The sequence below is a fragment of the Avibacterium avium genome, from assembly GCF_900454535.1.
GTDB lineage: Bacteria > Pseudomonadota > Gammaproteobacteria > Enterobacterales > Pasteurellaceae > Avibacterium > Avibacterium avium.
Genome location: NZ_UGSP01000001.1, coordinates 995,361 through 1,012,177, shown reverse-complemented (window position 1 = coordinate 1,012,177; position 16,817 = coordinate 995,361). Strand labels below are relative to the sequence as shown.

Here is a 16,817-nt window from a genome sequence, read left to right as displayed (position 1 = left end):
TTTCTGAGCAAAAATAATTTTGAATTATTAAACAAAAATTAGGCAAATATTAAACAAACAGATACTTAATTCGCGTTATTATTACTTATTGTCAAAAAACTGTGATCTTAATCACATTAAATTGGAGTGTTTTCCTATACAATCCGCGCCAGATTTTAAACTTAAACCATAACCACTTGTATAAGGAGTCCTTATGGCTATTGCGATCATCATCGCAACACACGGCGTGGCGGCAGAACAACTGCTCAAAACGACCGAAATGTTGATTGGTGAACAAGAAAACGTTGCCACGATCGATTTTGTTCCCGGCGAAAACGCTGAAACGATTATGGCGAAATATCAGGAAAAACTCAGCACAACCCTATCACATTGTGATGAAGTCTTATTCCTTGTTGATACTTGGGGCGGCAGTCCGTTTAATGCGGCGAACCGTGTATCGGAAGGCAAAGACAATATGGATATTGTGACTGGGGTAAACGTGCCAATGTTGGTGGAAACCTTTATGGCGCGTGATGATGGCCCAAGTTTGCAAGAACTGGTGGCGATTGCCTTAGAAACAGGCCGTACTGGTGTGCGTGCCTTAAGATATGTGGAAGAAGAGCCAGAGCAAGCGCCGCAAGCCGTTGCTCAAGCAGCCCCTGCACCAAGCCAATCTGAAGTGGTTACACCAAATAAAGAAGGTCATCTTGTTGTTGGGCTTGCGCGTATTGATGACCGCTTAATTCACGGTCAAGTAGCAACACGCTGGACAAAAGAAAGCAAAGTTTCTCGCATTGTGGTCGTGAATGACGATGTGGCGAAAGATAGCGTGCGTTCAACAATGCTGAAAAGCGTTGCGCCACCGGGAGTAACCGCACACGTTGTGGGCGTAGATAAAATGATCCGCGTTTATAACAATCCTGAATATGCGGGCGAGCGTATGATGTTATTATTCACCAATCCAACAGATGTATTAAAACTGCTAGAAGCAGGATTAGATATGAAATCTATCAACATTGGTGGTATGGCTTATAAAGACGGTAAGAAAATGATTACCAGTGCGGTATCTGTTGATGATAAAGACATTGACGCATTCAAAGCCATTGATGCAATGGGTGTGGAGCTTGATGTGCGTAAAGTATCAAACGATAGCCGTCAATATATGATGGATTTATTGAAGAAAAACAATCTTGTGTAAAGGATGAATATTATGGAAATTTCAACGCTACAAATTATTCTTGTATTTATCGTTGCCTGTATTTCAGGTATGGGGTCGATCCTTGATGAATTTCAAACTCACCGTCCGCTTATCGCTTGTACCCTTGTGGGCTTAGTGTTAGGCGATATTAAAACGGGGATTATTGTAGGTGGTTCATTAGAATTACTTGCTCTTGGCTGGATGAACATTGGTGCGGCACTAGCACCTGATGCGGCATTAGCTTCTGTGGTTTCAACCATTCTTGTCATTGTAGGTGGTCAAGAAATCACTACTGCGATCGCATTAGCCATTCCACTTGCTGCAGCAGGTCAGGTTTTAACCTATGTGGTGCGTGCAATTACCGTAGGTTTCCAACACGCCGCAGACCGTGCGATTGAAGATGGTAACTTGAACCGCTTAGACTGGATTCACTGCAGTGCCTTGATTTTACAAGCAATGCGTATTGCAATCCCAGCGTTAATCGTGGCTTTAACCGCAGGTACAGACGCAGTGCAAGCAATGTTAAATGCAATTCCGCCAGTTGTGACAACAGGTTTAAAAATTGCTGGTGGAATTATTGCCGTTGTGGGTTACGCAATGGTGATCAATATGATGCGCGCAGGCCACTTAATGCCATTTTTCTACGCAGGCTTTGTGATTGCCGCCTTTACTGATTTCAACCTTGTTGCCTTAGGTGTGCTAGGTGCAATTATGGCAGCACTTTATATCCAACTTCACCCGAAATACAACCAAAGTAAACAAGTGGTGCAAGTGGTTTCAAATAGCAACAATGATCTTGATAACAGATTAGATTAATGGGGTAAGAAAAATGACAACTGAAATGAAAAAAGTAACCCAAAGTGATTTAAATAAAGTAGTAATGCGTTCTAACCTTTTCCAAGGTTCTTGGAACTTTGAGCGTATGCAAGCCCTTGGCTTTGCTTACTCAATAGTGCCTGTTATCAAGCGTTTATACCCAGATCCAAATTCTCAAGAACGTAAAGATGCAATCAAACGCCATTTAGAGTTCTTTAACACGCAACCTTTCGTGGCCGCGCCTGTGCTTGGTGTAACCATCGCAATGGAAGAAGAACGTGCAAATGGGAAAGAAATTGATGATGCGGCAATCAATGGGATCAAAGTGGGTTTAATGGGGCCGCTAGCGGGTGTAGGTGATCCAATTTTCTGGGGAACAGCTCGTCCTGTTTTCGCGGCACTTGGTGCAGGCTTAGCATTAAGCGGAAGTATCCTTGGCCCATTATTATTCTTCGTCTTGTTTAATCTTGTCCGTTTAGCAACCCGTTATTACGGCGTAGTTTACGGCTATAAGAAAGGGCTTGATGTGGTGCAAGATATGAGTGGGGGCTTATTGCAAAAACTCACTGAAGGGGCATCAATTCTCGGTCTATTCATAATGGGGGCGTTAGTGCAAAAATGGACAAGCATTAATGTGCCACTAGTGGTTTCCACCATTGAAAAACAAGACGGTACGATTGAAGTGACCACCGTGCAATCTATCCTTGATAGCTTAATGCCGGGTTTATTACCATTGCTATTCACCTTTGCGTGTATGTGGTTATTACGCAACCGCGTCAATGCGTTATGGATTATCGTGGGCATTTTCATCATCGGTATCATCGGTGCAGCAACCGGTATTCTTGCTTAATCGTTACTTAAACGCAGAATAATGCTAAAATTAAACTCTCCCCGAACTTTCGCGGAGAGTTTATTTTTTGTCTAATCAGAATACGGACGTTGCTATGATCAATACCGCTTTATTAGTTTTTATCATTCTTTATTTTTTATATGCTTTCTACGATCAATTCCTAATGGAAAAACGCTTTGGTGAAACCATCTTAAAAGTGCGTTTACGCCGTAAATCGAAAATCGAAGGCATTATTATGCTCGCATTGGTTGGTGTTGCTATTTATCAAGCATTGCCACAAGGTATCGAACCTTACACAATGTTTTTATTGGTAATGTTTGGTATTTTAATGATTTATCATTTCTTTATCCGCTACCCTGTGTTTATTTTGAAAAAAGACGGCTTTTTCTTAAATAATCTTTATTTGCAATATGCTTACATCAATACCATTAATATTGGTGAAAATGGCTTTTTGCAATTAGTGTTAAAAAACCGCAAAGCCGTGCCTTTAGTTGCTGAAAATCCTAAAGATGTGGAAAAAATTCTACAATATCTCACCGATAGCGGTCGCATTTCGCAAGATCAAAACGCCCTAGAACAAGCCAAGCAACAAGCGAAACAAAAATCCACGGCGAACAAAAGCGAAAAAACCAATAAAAAAGGAAAATAACAATGCTTTACCCATTAAATGGTCAGCTCCAGCATTATGTCTGGGGCGGACACCAATTTTTACCTGAGTTTCTCGGCATTCCAGCCGAACAAAATCAATATTATGCCGAATGGTGGCTAGGGGATCACAGCTCTGCCCCATCAATCATTGAAGAAAACAGCACCTCTGAGCCACTAAACGCATTTTTAGCGAAAAATCCCACCGCACTTGGGGAAACAAGCCGAACGCAATTTGGCGACAACTTGCCTTATTTGCTGAAAATTTTAGATGTAAAACTGCCCCTTTCTATTCAGCTTCACCCAACGAAAGCACAAGCTGAAGCTGGCTTTGCAAGAGAAAATGCCCTAGGCATTGCCTTAAACGATCCAAAAAGAACTTACAAAGACAACAATCACAAACCTGAAATGATGATTGCCTTGTCTGATTTTTGGTTATTGCACGGATTCAAAACCAAGCAAGCCATTCTGCAAACCTTGCAAGCGCGCCCTTCTCTCGCCCCGCTTGCAGAAAAACTTGCACAACAATCCTTAGCAGATTTTTATGCCGACATTATGCAAGCCGACCAGCAAGCCCTTGCGGCGTGGCTCAATCCAATTATTCAAGCCAATCAAAGTGCTTATGCACAAAATCAGCTTAGCCTTGAAAATCCTGATTATTGGGTGCTTTATGCCATCGAGGCAATGAAAATCCCAACTGAAAAATTAGACGCGGGGCTGATTTGTTTTTACTTATTTAACATTGTCCATCTCAAAAAAGGTGAAGGTATTTTCCAAGATGCGGGCATTCCGCACGCCTATTTACGCGGGCAAAATATCGAATTAATGGCCTGCTCCGACAACGTTATCCGCGGCGGCTTAACGCCAAAACACGTTGATATTGCTGAACTCTTGAAAGTGATAGACTGCCGAGAAGTTGTGCCACAAATTATCCCTGTTGCACCAAAAAACGAGCCAGTATTCACTTATCAAACACCGGCAAAAGATTTCGCCCTCACCCAAGTAAGCTATCAACAAGATGAGCAACTCCGCTTACACGCACAAAGTGCCGAGATTTTATTGGTAATGCGCGGCGAGCTAAAAATCAGCGAAAATTCCACCGCACTTTCTTTAAAGCAAGGTCAATCGGCATTTATCAGTGCAGATTCTGACTATTTAATAGAAGGAATTGAAGATGGGTATGCGGTGATTGCGAAGTTGCCTTAAAAACCTTTATTGAATATCAAATAGGCTCTTATCCCAGAGCCTATTTTTACCTAAACCATTTCTCTTAAAGTTTTTTCTAAGCGCACAAACCCTTCTTGCAATTCTTCATCGCTAATATTCAACGCAGGGGCGAAACGCAAGACATCAGGGCCTGCAACTAAAATCATTAGTCCATTTTTAGCCGCACTTTTCACAAATTCGCTGGCTTTTCCTTGATAATTCGTATTTAGCTCTGCGCCAATCAACAAGCCCTCTCCACGAATTTCGCTAAATAAATTCAACGCCTGATTTAGCTCAGCCAATTTCTGCATAAATAATTCAGAAGTGCGGTGGATTTTTGCTAAGAATTTAGTATCAGAAAGTATATCCACAACTTTTGATGCCACTGCACAAGCAAGAGGATTTCCCCCAAAAGTCGTGCCGTGCACACCAACAGAAAAACTTTTCGCAATCTCATGGGTGGTGAGCATTGCACCAATTGGAAAGCCATTGCCCAATGCTTTGGCAGAAGTCAGAATATCAGGCACAACGCCATATTTCATATAAGCATAAAGATAGCCAGTGCGCGACAAACCCGTTTGCACTTCATCAAAAATCAACGAGGCATTGTTTTCATCACAAAGCTGACGTAACCCCTGTAAGAATGCCGGATCAGCAGGTTTTACACCACTTTCGCCTTGAATCGGCTCAACAATCACAGCACAAGTATGGTCATCAATCACGGCTTTTACCGCTGCAAGATCGTTAAAAGGAACGTGGATAATATCCGCAGGTTTCGGCCCAAAGCCATCAGAATATTTCGCTTGCCCACCTACGCTCACCGTGAATAATGTACGCCCGTGAAAACTTTGCTTAAAGGCAATAATTTTGCTTTTCTGCGTGCCAAAATGATCTACTGCATAACGCCTAGCCAATTTCAACGCAGCCTCGTTAGCTTCAGCACCTGAATTAACAAACATCACCCGATCCGCAAAGGTTTTCTGCACCAATTTTGTGGCTAATTGCAAGGTTGGCTCACTGGTAAACCAGTTGCTAGAATGCCACAGCGTTTCCCCTTGCTCCTTCAGCACCGCCACAATCTCATCAGGACAATGCCCCAACGCATTCACCGCAATACCGCTTGTGAAATCAATATATTCTCGCCCTTGCTGATCCCAAACTCTGCTCCCCTTCCCTTTCACTGGAATAAACTCTGCGGGCGCATAATTTTGTATCATCACTTCATCAAAGGTTTGTCTGTTATAAGCACTCATTTGCGATCCTTAAATTTTCCAAAAGTGAGGATAGCATAGTTTAAAATGAATAATTAATCAATTATCTTGAATATAAAATCAATCAGGTTATCAATTCTGTACTAGCTCACTTCACAATCAAGAATGCTATAAATAATAAGAAAAGCTTATCCTTTCTTCAATATTTCACAAACTTCAATATTTAAACGAACAAATTCTTCCCAAGAATATTGATTAGAAAGATGTGCTAAGTAATAATCTTTTACTCGGCAGACAAGAGGCCTATTTTGGTAGATACTACAAAGATTTGTTCTTTCATTAAAATGATGGCAAACACCATCACCACGATCTAAAAAGCGAGTTTGCTCACTTAAATTGACTCGGCGACAACATTTGCCACAAGCATCACAAGGGAATTGTGTTAAATTATGCATTTTTTGCTAAGCTAGCTAACCATTTTCTAGCACTTTCTACATCACCTAGGTCAAAAGGTAAATCAATATTTCGTCGTTCGATTTCTTGTTTTAAAACAAGTGACCGTTCTAATTCAGAGTTACAGGCTTCTAAGCTGTCGGCAAAAATCATAATTTCATCAGGTTTAAGATTAAATTCAATCTCTGCCCATCGTAGTAAATAACGATCAAGCTCCGCATTAATTTCTTTCATATGATTGATCATTACTTCGTATTTTTGTTTATATGAATTAATTATGTCCCATATAAATTGCAAAGAAAGCCCATTTTCAATGAAGTATCCAAATGCTAATGTCATAACTCCCGTAGCTAAAGCACTTAAGAATGCACTAATTAAATCGCCCATAGGGAATACAAGCATACTTGCTAAGTGTGCGTTTAACATTGCCCCCAAGGCAGTTGCCAAGCCTGCACCAAGCAGTTTTAATACACTTTTAAACAACATTTTGGTATCTAATTTATCAGGATTAAATGCAATTAATTTAATCACACTAACAAGGCTATTCCACATTTCGCGAATAAGCTTAACAACTATTTTTTCTGAAACAAGGAAAATATTCATCACCGTTGTACTAATACTGCCAAGTATCCCCGAAAGAGCACCATCTTTAAAAGCAGAAATAATATCTTTAAATCGTTTTTTTACTCGATTAAAAATATTTTCTAACGATACCGCAATTTTTTCTAAAAACTTAGCAATAGTAAAATTTTGTTTTAATTCTTGATAAATTTCTGGGATACGCTCTCTTAATTCAAACCAAACTTCAGCGAGAATCAAACCTAAGGCTTGGCGAGCTCCCATTTGAAATCCTTTTTTACCTGCGGCTACCGCAGTTGATTTAAAGAACGTAGCACTTGTATAGTATTTTAAATTAATTTGTTGATTATATGCCTTGCGTGCCTTTTGATCTGCTTCAATGATTTTTTCTTTATTTTCTAATACATCATCAAGTACTTTCTTTTTGGCTTTACTTTGCTCTAACTCATTGCGGGCAAGATCTTTTTTATGACGCTCTTGTGGCGTTGAGGTTGGCATTTTAGCAAGTTCTTGCTCTTTCTTTTGAATTAATTTTTCTAATTCTGCAGATTTTTTGGGTATAATTTCATTAACAAACTTTTCTACACTATGATCTCTTTTCAAGTTATTGACATACCAATGTGTAGAATTTAAATTGCTTTCTTGGTTAGCTAAATCAACTCCAGTCAACCCTGCTAAAACACGTCCTGCATCATTAGAAATTTCTTTACCTGAAATCGTATGATCTAATTGTCGGATTCCTTTCTTATTATCTAATTTTTTCCCTGCTCGGTAAGCATCATCTAATTTTCCTTGTTCTTGCAATGCCTTATCCGCCCTACCTTTTTCTATATAACGTTTATCTGAATGATAAGCATGAGAATCATAGGCTTCTCTATTTTCATAGGCATTTTTAGCTTCTTCAGTAGCATAAACACCTTGGCGAGCATTATTTATTGTATCAACATCCCCTCCCTGTTTATCTTCAAAAAGTAAAAAATCTAATCCAAACGTTGTTACTAATGAATTTACTACTGTTTTTTCTAATTCACCAGCCCAATCAAATTCTGGCTTGTCTGCTGCAATGCTTGTCATCTGTTATCTCCTAAAAAGGCGAGATATTTCTCGCCTTTTATTATTTATGCTTCAAATTTTGTTGAGCTATCTTTGGATTTTGCAAGGCTTTCATCAATTTCTATTTTATTGATGATTTTCATTCCCTTACTATCTGTTTTAAATACAATAGTATTATTTTCATCTTTGACTAATTCGCCATTATCTTGTTTTTTCGCTTTAAATAATGGTGTTGTAATGACATCTGTCAAGATAGAAGCTAGAGCATAACCATTCTGAGTAATTCGAATAATCGGTTCACCAATAGCTGTCACGTCCGCACCGTTACGAACCAAAGTATCCATATTTTTTAAATCTTGAAAATATCGTTTAAATATTTTATATACTCTGCTAAGTTCATCATAGATTTTATTAACATAATATTGAGTGTCTTCAAAATACTGGTTAGCAGACTCCATACTTAAAATAGCTTGATTAACGGCATAACTATATTCTTTTGCATTTTCAAGTTTCTTCTCTGCGTGATTTGCATAAGCAAAACCAGCTACTAATGCAATTGGTGCAGCAACGACACCGCTTAAAATAGCCGCACCACCAGCCATACCTAATCCACCAGCAGCAAGAGAACCTCCTCCAATTGCTGCCATTGTTGCATTATAGGCAGCAGCACCAGAAAGAGCTGCAATCGGTGTGCCTGTAGAAGCAGCTGCTAATGCCATCACTCCACCATACACGGCGTAAGCTGCACCAGCCCCCATCGCAGCAGAACCAGCTATCTGTCCTAAATAGACAGTAGCAGACAAAGCAACACCTTGAATTTTATCTAATTGATGTTTAGGAATATTGATTTGCAAATCTTTGGTTTCTTGATATTGAGAGAGCTTTTCCAGTAAGGATTTCGCGAGAGTATCAAATTTGGAAAAATTTTCGCCAATAGATAATTGTAATTGACCTAATTTATCAAGAGATTTCCCCATTGATTTCTCTTGTTCTTTAAAGTTTTCCTCGACATTCTCATAACGGCGTTTTTCTCTATCAATAATATCATCTGCTTTTGAACTATCTTGATAGCCGTCATAGCCTTTTTTGGCTCCTGCTGCTACAGCTGCAACCGCTGCTCCAGCTAAAATAAATGGTAATGGCATAATAATTTTCTCCTTATTAATTAAGCTAGTAATGCATTAATTTCTTTTTGTAATGCAAATTGTTTTTCAACCCATTTTTCGAGCAGATGTAATTCATCTTGCGATACATTTAAACTAGAAGCATACTGAACAATAAGACTTTGTTCATTCGCGTGATATTCATCATTAGAAAGTGCGACACCAAGTAATTCTAATAATAAAGAATATTTTGCTAATTTTGTGTTGAATAATGTACCAAGCTCATTAATAGAAATTTCTCTTTCTGCCACGCCAGTTTCAGACTGTTGTTTTAGAATTTCTACCATACCTGCTTGTAATTCATCAGCATAGCCATCAGCCTGAGCAACTTCTTTAGCTAAATAAATAAGTGCACCTTGCTGTTCTAAGGTTAGATTTTGTACAAACATTTTGTTCTCCTATTGTTTATTGAGTTGTAGTGAATTATTTCTTGTATGTTACGTTAATTTTTTTATCAAGTAAGTTTTTACCAACCTCAAAATCTGGGTTGTAGGTTGCTAAATTATGTGCAGCAATACCTATAGCAGTGGCTGCACCAATAACAGTTCCAACACCAGAGAATAAAGCCGCGCCCATACCTGCCGCCCTATTTTCAGTATAAACACGACACGTAAAACCATTTCGCTCTATGAAAGCTTCAACTATTCTCGCATCTTCAATCACATTAGACGTGTTAATAGAAAAATTCATTCTATATTCAATAAGCCTTTGTAAAAAACTAGTTGAAATCTCCCAACAGCTAAATGTTCGATAAGAATATTTATCAATAAATTGTTCTCTCGTTAGTGAGGTTATATCATTGAAATCAACTATCATAATTTTCTCCTATAGATTTAATATATTAAAGGTAATCAAAAGAATCCTTTTTCTTATAACGAATATTAACTAAACCATTTATAAAATCTTTACCAATTTCATAATCAGGATCATAATTTTCAATATTGTGTATCGGTACACCAATAGCTTTGGCTTTATCAATTAATTTATCAACACCATATATTGTCACAACATCAATACCCTCGGTATAAACTCGATAGGTGAACCCCATCATTTTTATAAACCTCTCAAGACGTAATGTATCTTTTATTACATCTTCTGTTTTCATTGAAAAACTTCTTCTACCCGCAAGATAATATTTCACTATCCAAACATCTAATTCATCGGAATCAATTAACGTCAGTTGCATTTTCCTTACTCCTATTTACTTTCCATCTTATTCAAATACTGCACCAAATTATTTTGCAATTCTCCCTGCAGGTTTTGTGGGCTGATAATAGAGAGATGTGGAATCCAATATTGCACAATAGGCAGAATATCTAGAGGATTGACATTTTCTGAAGCCAATAACAATTCACCGTTTTCTAACTTGTGTAATAGCTTTTGATTTGGCAATAAATTACGGCGTAAGAAAAATGGTGCTGCAAAGGCGGAAACCTGAATGACTACCTCATTAATCACATTACCGTGAGAAAGGGAATCGCTGCTTTTAATTTGCTCAATAAATTGTTGATTTGGAATAAAATTCTCTGACAGTACTTCAAGCTGAGAAATTTGCGTAAAACAGAAAGTTTTTTGTTTATCATTCTGATTGCTATCCGTGCCAATCAGATACCAAATGCCATTCTTATTCGTGAGTAAATAAGGGGCAATTTGGTAAAAAGCACTTTGGTTGGTAGAGAGTTTTTTATATTTGAATGAAACAAACTTATTTTCGTGAATGGCTTGATTAAGTAAATCAAATTGAGCTTTCAGATGTGAAATATCTTCATATTGAAAGCCTTTTACTTGTACTGATTGCGTGAGTTTTTCTTGATAAAAGGCTTTATCAACACTCGGGAAAAGATTGGAAATACTGGCAAAGAGGGCAAAGCGCTGAATGTCTTCTTCCGTTAAAATATCTAACTTTTGGCGATTTAATTTGTAAAATCTTGGGCCAAGTTCTTCCCAAGGGAGAAAATCTAATCGCTCATTAATATCACGCTGTAAAGTGCGGATAGAAACTTCAAAACGTTCTGCTAGCTGATTAATATCAACACGCTTTCCCATATTGAGATCAACAAGCAATGCACTGATACGTTGAGCTAACTGATTGGTTCTACTACTTTTTGTCATAACTTAGAAATCGGTTTGGTTATTGATTGAAAGCTATTGTAAATAAGTTTTAAGTAAGACTTACGTCAGGTTGTGTCGAGCTAAAAATTTTTTTATTTTTTTGTAAATTATTTTTCCGCCCCCAAATTAGACTTTTAACATCTAGTATAAGTATATTGTGCTATTTATGAATGGAAGTCAATATCTATTATTTCTCTCTTTTAAGGGAGAAAATAATGCTGGATAAGAATAAGCAGCTACTACTCAATGTAGGACAAGCCATAGCAAAATACCGCCAAGCAGTAGGATTAACTCAAGCGCAATTGGCAGAAATTTTGGAAATTAGCAATGATGCAGTTTCTCGAATGGAGCGTGGGAAATCAGTTCCAAATATTTTACGTTTATTAGAATTATCTGAAATATTTCACTGTGAAATTGCAGATTTATTAACAAATAGTAGCAATCGTTCTATGGATCAAGCCAGACAATTAGAACAATTATTAAAAGGATTAGATGGCTATGAACGCGCAGAATTACTCAATTTAGTCGAACGAATGGTGAAATGGAAAGCGCATAAAGAAGAATAAAAAATAGCCTCTAAAAATAGAGGCTAATTACTTTGAAAAATATGACTAACTCGTCCCACCCACCGTAATTTCTTCAATCTTCAATGCGGGCTGGCCGACCCCAACGGGTACGCTTTGGCCTTCTTTGCCACATACGCCGATGCCGTGGTCGATTTCTACGCTGTCGGCTACCATTGAGATATTTTGCATCACGTCAATTCCGCTACCGATAAGGGTTGCGCCTTTGACTGGTTTGGTGATTTTGCCATTTTCGATTAGATAGGCCTCAGAGCTTGAGAATACGAATTTTCCTGAAGTAATGTCCACTTGGCCGCCCCCAAAGTGCGGTGCAAAAATGCCACGATCTACGGAAGCAATCAAATCGTCAAATTTGCTTTTTCCTGCAAGCATATAAGTATTGGTCATTCTTGGCATTGGCAGATGGGCATAACTTTCACGGCGTCCATTGCCCGTAGGCGCAACGCCCATCAAGCGCCCATTCATTTTATCTTGCATATAGCCTTGCAAAATACCGTCTTTAATCAATACGTTACATTGGCTTGGCACGCCTTCATCATCAATAGTGAGCGAGCCGCGGCGATTTGGCAATGTGCCGTCATCAACAATGGTGCAAAGCGGTGAAGTTACCAGCTCGCCCACTTTGCCTGTAAATAAGGAACTTTCTTTACGATTGAAATCCCCTTCTAAGCCGTGTCCGACCGCTTCGTGCAACAGCACGCCCGGCCAGCCAGCACCAAGCACAACAGGCATTAATCCAGCAGGTGCTGGGATTGCATTAAGATTCACCAAAGCTTGTCGCACCGCTTCTTTGGCAAACGCCACTGCGCGCATTTCGCCGTTGTCTATCTCAAAGAACCAATCTAATCCAAAGCGTCCGCCGCAGCCTGCTCCACCACGCTCACGCTTGCCATCTTCTTCCACCAAAACAGAAATAGACAAACGCACTAAAGGGCGAATATCCGCGGCTAATGTGCCATCAGTGGCGGCAATCAACACTTCTTCATAAATTGCACTTAAGCTAGCGGATACTTTGGTTACACGGGGATCAGCCGAACGCGCAGTGCGATCCACCAAATGTAATAATTCAATTTTCTTTTCTTTACTGAGGCTTTCCAATGGATTAATCGCTACATAGCGTTGCACCGCAGAAACAGGCATAAATCGCTGTGGCAAAATAAAGCTTTGCTGTGAAGGCTGGGCAATGCCTTTTACCGCATTGGCACATTGTTGCAAACTCGCCAAGTTGATTTGATCCGCATAAGCAAAGCCAGTTTTCTCACCACTCACCGCACGCACGCCCACACCACGATCAATATGGAAGCCGCCTTCTTTGATAATACCGTCTTCTAACACCCAACTTTCATCTTGGCTAAGCTGGAAATATAAATCCGCATAATCAATATTGCGGTGATCCATTAGGTTAAACACATTCATTAAATCTTGCGTTGCCAACTGACTCGGCGCAAGTAGGGATTGGGTTACTTTATTTAGCATTGTTTTCTCGTTTTAATCATCATTAAAAATAAAAAAGCTGTTAGTCAAGCTAACAGCTTAAACCATAACATTAATCTCTGAGTATGGATTCCACAATATCTTGCACTTCTGACACAATGTAATCTGGTGCAGATTCTAATTTCTTCGCATCTCGATGTCTAAAATCAATGGTTCTTGTTTGATAAGCTAGAATAATACCTTGCGTTTTACAGCCTGTACCGCTTAAGGCAACAGCAAAGCCATTTTCTCTTGCCATTTCCGCGTTACCTTGTGTAATCGGCGCAATTTTCATAAAACCCAATTGATGAAAAGCACGACTACTCAGCACTAACGCAGGTCTGCGTTCTCCTTGAATTTCTTTTCCAACAGTCGGATTTAAACACACCGAGATAATATCACCACGATCAAAGGGCGATTTTACCATATTAAACTTCTCCTCCCACAGGTTCAATGGAATCCCATTCATCACAAGCAGGCAACGTTTTATGCGATGTCATTGCGATACGTTCCGCAAGGCTTAATCTTTTTTTCTTTACCTTGCTTGGATTGGGTAGCACAACAACCTTGATGGTTTGTTCATCAACTTGCGCAAATTCCAACATATCTCCCGCGTTTAAATTCATTGCAGCAGCAAAATCCTTTGGCAAACGCACGGCTTTACTGTTTCCCCACTGTTTGATTTCAACTTTGATGTTCATTGCTTTACTCACTTTCACAAAACAGTTAATGTATCATCAAATGATACGTTGATAATTTACGCTAATTTATCAAATCGTGCAAGAAAGGAATGCTGATTCCGCAGGGCTTATAGCAAAAAATTCATAAAAAAAAGACCGCACTTTGCTCTGCCTTAATCTATCTTGCAAACAAAGTGCGGTGCTTTTTGATGAAGTTTTACATTACTACCACGTCAAACTGTTCTTGGTGGTAATACACTTCGGTTTTTATTTGAATTTGTTTGCCAACGAATACTTCTAATTCTGCCACGAGTCCGTGGCTTTCTTCGTTGATCAAATAATCCGCCACAGCTCTTGAAGCATACACCACAAATTTTTCGCTGTCGAAAAGGTGATGTACGCGGATAATTTCACGCATAATTTCGTAGCAAATGGTTTCTACGGTTTTCACCCGTCCACGTCCGCTACATTCAGGACATTCATCACATAGAACGTGTTCTAAACTTTCGCGGGTGCGTTTGCGTGTCATTTCCACCAAACCGAGCTGAGTAAAGCCGTTCACACTGGTTTTTACGCGATCTTTCGCCAGCGCTTCTTGTAAAGATTCCAGCACGCGGGTTTGATGCTCTTCTTTTTGCATATCAATAAAATCAATGATGATAATGCCGCCGAGATTGCGTAGCTGAAGCTGTTGCGCAATAGCTTTGGTGGCTTCAATATTGGTATTGAAAATGGTTTCTTCAAGGTTACGATGCCCTACGAATGCGCCGGTATTGATGTCAATGGTGGTCATTGCTTCCGTTTGTTCGATAATGAGATAGCCGCCCGATTTGAGATTAACGCGCTTGTCTAATGCGGTATGAATGGCATTTTCCACCCCATAGACATCAAACAAGGGCTGCTTGCCTGAATGCAGCATTAACTTGTCCGTCAAACTTGGGATAAATTCCTCGGTGAATTGCTTCACTTCATCAAAGCAAAGATGGGAATCAATGCGGATTTTTTCTAAATCGACCCCAATAAAATCGCGCAAAATACGCTGCGGAAGCGCAAGTTCACCATAAAGCATTGAACGTGTTGGATATTTTGCACGGCGCTCCATTACCTTGCGCCATAAGCGTTTTAAAAATTCGGCATCTTGCAGCAGATCTTCTTCTCGCGCCCCTTCCGCCGCAGTACGAATAATAAAGCCGCCTAATTCATCGCAAAATGGCAATACCAGATCTTTTAAGCGCGCACGTTCTTCTTCGCTTTCAATCCGTTGCGATACACCAACATGGCTATTTTCTGGCATAAACACGAGATAACGAGAAGGCAGGGTAATGTCTGTGGTCAGCCTTGCGCCTTTCGTGCCAAGGGGATCTTTCACCACTTGCACCACAATATCTTGCCCTTCACGCACCAGCTCCGCAATATCTTTGACGATGAACTGTTTTTTCTCGTTCTCATCTACACATTCTGTATGCGAAACAATGTCAGAAGCGTGCAAAAAAGCCGCTTTTTCCAAGCCAATATCCACAAAAGCCGATTGCATTCCGGGCAGCACGCGCGTTACTCGCCCTTTATAAATATTGCCAACAATGCCGCGTTTGGCTTGGCGTTCGATATGCACTTCTTTCAAAATCCCCGTATCCACAAGGGCGATGCGGGTTTCACTTGGCGTTACATTAACTAATAATTCTACGGTTTCCATATTAATCTTATTTGCTTATTTTTCTGCTGGTTAGTCTAGCGAAAAGGGAAATAGAATAACAGTACCAAATCAGGTAAAATATGACCTTTCTCAAATTTTAACCATTTCTTTTGGAATGTTCAGTTTATAAATTATGATCGATTTTCGTCCTTTTTATCAACAAATTGCAACCAGCCCGCTTTCTGCTTGGCTCGAAACCTTACCCGCTCAACTTAAGCAGTGGGAAAAGCAAACCCACGGCGATTACGCCAAATGGGCAAAAATTGTGGATTTTCTGCCTGATTTGCACGCCAATCAGATTAATTTAAAAAGTGCGGTGCAATCTGAGGGCGATTTTGAACTCAGCGCAGGCGAGCGTCAGCGCATTATTTATCATCTCAAGCAATTAATGCCTTGGCGCAAAGGGCCTTATCATCTTTATGGCATTCATATTGATTGCGAATGGCGTTCTGATTTCAAATGGGATCGCGTACTGCCACACCTTGCCCCACTCAACGATCGTGTGATTTTAGATGTGGGTTGCGGCAGTGGTTATCATATGTGGCGAATGGTGGGTGAAGGCGCAAAAATGGTAGTGGGCATCGATCCCACTGAACTATTTTTATGCCAATTTGAAGCGGTGCGTAAATTACTAAATAATGACCGCCGCGCCAATTTAATCCCCCTTGGCATTGAGCAAATGCAGCCTTTAGGCGTGTTTGATACTGTGTTTTCAATGGGTGTGCTGTATCATCGAAAATCGCCTTTTGAACATTTTGCGCAATTGAAAAATCAGCTAAGAGCGGGCGGTGAATTGGTGCTTGAAACCTTAGTCATTGATGGTGATGAAAACACCGTGCTTGTGCCGCAAGATCGCTACGCCAAAATGAAAAACGTGTATTTTATCCCTTCCGTCAAGGCCTTAATTTTATGGCTAGAAAAAAGCGGATTCCACAATGTGCGCTGTGTAGATGTGGCAGTAACCAGCCTTGAAGAACAACGTAAAACCGAATGGCTAGAAAATGAAAGCTTGATTGATTTCCTTGATCCAAACGATCACTGCAAAACCATTGAAGGCTATCCTGCACCAAAAAGAGCGGTGATTTTGGCGAATAAATAATTAGAAAAAACACCGCACTTTTC

19 protein-coding genes are annotated in these 16,817 nt (G+C 39.8%); 7 read left to right on the top strand and 12 right to left on the bottom strand.

Annotation, left to right across the window (positions count from 1 at the left end):
- Positions 1–193 precede the first annotated feature (193 nt).
- The 5 genes from manX (at position 194) to manA (ending at position 4,694) form a co-directional block, all read left to right on the top strand.
- Positions 194–1,177: a PTS mannose transporter subunit IIAB gene (gene manX, locus DYC50_RS05085; RefSeq protein ID WP_115249263.1), complete on the top strand. Its 984-nt coding sequence runs from the start codon at positions 194–196 to the stop codon at positions 1,175–1,177.
- Between the two features lie 12 nt (positions 1,178–1,189).
- Entirely contained in the window at positions 1,190–1,993 is an 804-nt protein-coding gene (locus tag DYC50_RS05080; protein ID WP_115249262.1) for a PTS mannose/fructose/sorbose transporter subunit IIC, read from the top strand.
- A gap of 13 nt (positions 1,994–2,006) precedes the next feature.
- Positions 2,007–2,843, top strand: a complete 837-nt coding sequence (locus tag DYC50_RS05075; protein WP_115249261.1) for a PTS mannose transporter subunit IID — start codon at positions 2,007–2,009, stop codon at positions 2,841–2,843.
- A 94-nt stretch (positions 2,844–2,937) separates the two neighbouring features.
- Positions 2,938–3,492 carry a DUF986 family protein gene (locus DYC50_RS05070; protein WP_115249260.1) on the top strand — a complete coding sequence of 185 codons (555 nt, stop codon included), beginning with the start codon at positions 2,938–2,940 and terminating at the stop codon, positions 3,490–3,492.
- Positions 3,493–3,494: 2 nt separating this feature from the next.
- Complete coding sequence (gene manA / locus DYC50_RS05065; RefSeq protein WP_172459069.1) at positions 3,495–4,694, top strand: mannose-6-phosphate isomerase, class I; 1,200 nt, start codon at positions 3,495–3,497, stop codon at positions 4,692–4,694.
- 50 nt (positions 4,695–4,744) lie between these two features.
- Here manA and DYC50_RS05060 read toward each other — a convergent pair whose 3' ends face one another.
- The 8 genes from DYC50_RS05060 to DYC50_RS05025 form a co-directional block, all read right to left on the bottom strand.
- Positions 4,745–5,947 (bottom strand): aspartate aminotransferase family protein, encoded by a 1,203-nt coding sequence (locus DYC50_RS05060; protein WP_115249258.1) that lies wholly within the window; start codon positions 5,945–5,947, stop codon positions 4,745–4,747.
- A gap of 146 nt (positions 5,948–6,093) precedes the next feature.
- Positions 6,094–6,360, bottom strand: a complete 267-nt coding sequence (locus tag DYC50_RS05055; RefSeq protein WP_115249257.1) for a YkgJ family cysteine cluster protein — start codon at positions 6,358–6,360, stop codon at positions 6,094–6,096.
- Complete coding sequence (locus tag DYC50_RS05050; RefSeq protein WP_115249256.1) at positions 6,353–8,011, bottom strand: ATPase; 1,659 nt, start codon at positions 8,009–8,011, stop codon at positions 6,353–6,355. The genes DYC50_RS05055 and DYC50_RS05050 overlap by 8 nt, the downstream gene beginning before the upstream one ends.
- Before the next feature lie 44 nt (positions 8,012–8,055).
- The gene (locus DYC50_RS05045) at positions 8,056–9,135 is read right to left on the bottom strand and encodes a chemotaxis protein (protein ID WP_115249255.1); all 1,080 of its coding nucleotides are present in this window, start codon (positions 9,133–9,135) and stop codon (positions 8,056–8,058) included.
- A gap of 20 nt (positions 9,136–9,155) precedes the next feature.
- Positions 9,156–9,542: a DNA repair protein gene (locus DYC50_RS05040; RefSeq protein WP_115249254.1), complete on the bottom strand. Its 387-nt coding sequence runs from the start codon at positions 9,540–9,542 to the stop codon at positions 9,156–9,158.
- Positions 9,543–9,576: 34 nt separating this feature from the next.
- A complete protein-coding gene (locus tag DYC50_RS05035; protein WP_245934866.1) occupies positions 9,577–9,969 on the bottom strand; it encodes a hypothetical protein in 393 nt (130 codons plus the stop codon).
- A 25-nt stretch (positions 9,970–9,994) separates the two neighbouring features.
- Positions 9,995–10,339, bottom strand: a complete 345-nt coding sequence (locus DYC50_RS05030) for a hypothetical protein (protein WP_228516354.1) — start codon at positions 10,337–10,339, stop codon at positions 9,995–9,997.
- Positions 10,340–10,350: 11 nt separating this feature from the next.
- The gene (locus DYC50_RS05025; protein WP_115249253.1) at positions 10,351–11,265 is read right to left on the bottom strand and encodes a helix-turn-helix transcriptional regulator; all 915 of its coding nucleotides are present in this window, start codon (positions 11,263–11,265) and stop codon (positions 10,351–10,353) included.
- Positions 11,266–11,480: 215 nt separating this feature from the next.
- Here DYC50_RS05025 and DYC50_RS05020 point away from each other — a divergent pair, with 215 nt between their 5' ends.
- Positions 11,481–11,831, top strand: a complete 351-nt coding sequence (locus DYC50_RS05020) for a helix-turn-helix domain-containing protein (RefSeq protein ID WP_115249252.1) — start codon at positions 11,481–11,483, stop codon at positions 11,829–11,831.
- A gap of 45 nt (positions 11,832–11,876) precedes the next feature.
- Here the strand turns inward: DYC50_RS05020 and tldD are convergent, their stop codons facing one another.
- The 4 genes from tldD to rng all read right to left on the bottom strand — a co-directional run bounded on the left by tldD (position 11,877) and on the right by rng (position 15,695).
- On the bottom strand, positions 11,877–13,325 hold the full coding sequence (tldD, locus tag DYC50_RS05015; protein WP_115249251.1) for a metalloprotease TldD: 1,449 nt from the start codon (positions 13,323–13,325) through the stop codon (positions 11,877–11,879).
- 70 nt (positions 13,326–13,395) lie between these two features.
- A complete protein-coding gene (locus DYC50_RS05010; RefSeq protein ID WP_115249250.1) occupies positions 13,396–13,749 on the bottom strand; it encodes a type II toxin-antitoxin system PemK/MazF family toxin in 354 nt (117 codons plus the stop codon).
- A 1-nt stretch (position 13,750) separates the two neighbouring features.
- Positions 13,751–14,023, bottom strand: a complete 273-nt coding sequence (locus tag DYC50_RS05005) for an AbrB/MazE/SpoVT family DNA-binding domain-containing protein (RefSeq protein WP_103855606.1) — start codon at positions 14,021–14,023, stop codon at positions 13,751–13,753.
- 196 nt (positions 14,024–14,219) lie between these two features.
- Positions 14,220–15,695, bottom strand: a complete 1,476-nt coding sequence (gene rng, locus DYC50_RS05000) for a ribonuclease G (protein WP_115249249.1) — start codon at positions 15,693–15,695, stop codon at positions 14,220–14,222.
- A 133-nt stretch (positions 15,696–15,828) separates the two neighbouring features.
- Here rng and cmoB point away from each other — a divergent pair, with 133 nt between their 5' ends.
- Positions 15,829–16,794: a tRNA 5-methoxyuridine(34)/uridine 5-oxyacetic acid(34) synthase CmoB gene (gene cmoB, locus DYC50_RS04995; RefSeq protein ID WP_115249248.1), complete on the top strand. Its 966-nt coding sequence runs from the start codon at positions 15,829–15,831 to the stop codon at positions 16,792–16,794.
- Positions 16,795–16,817: the final 23 nt, after the last annotated feature.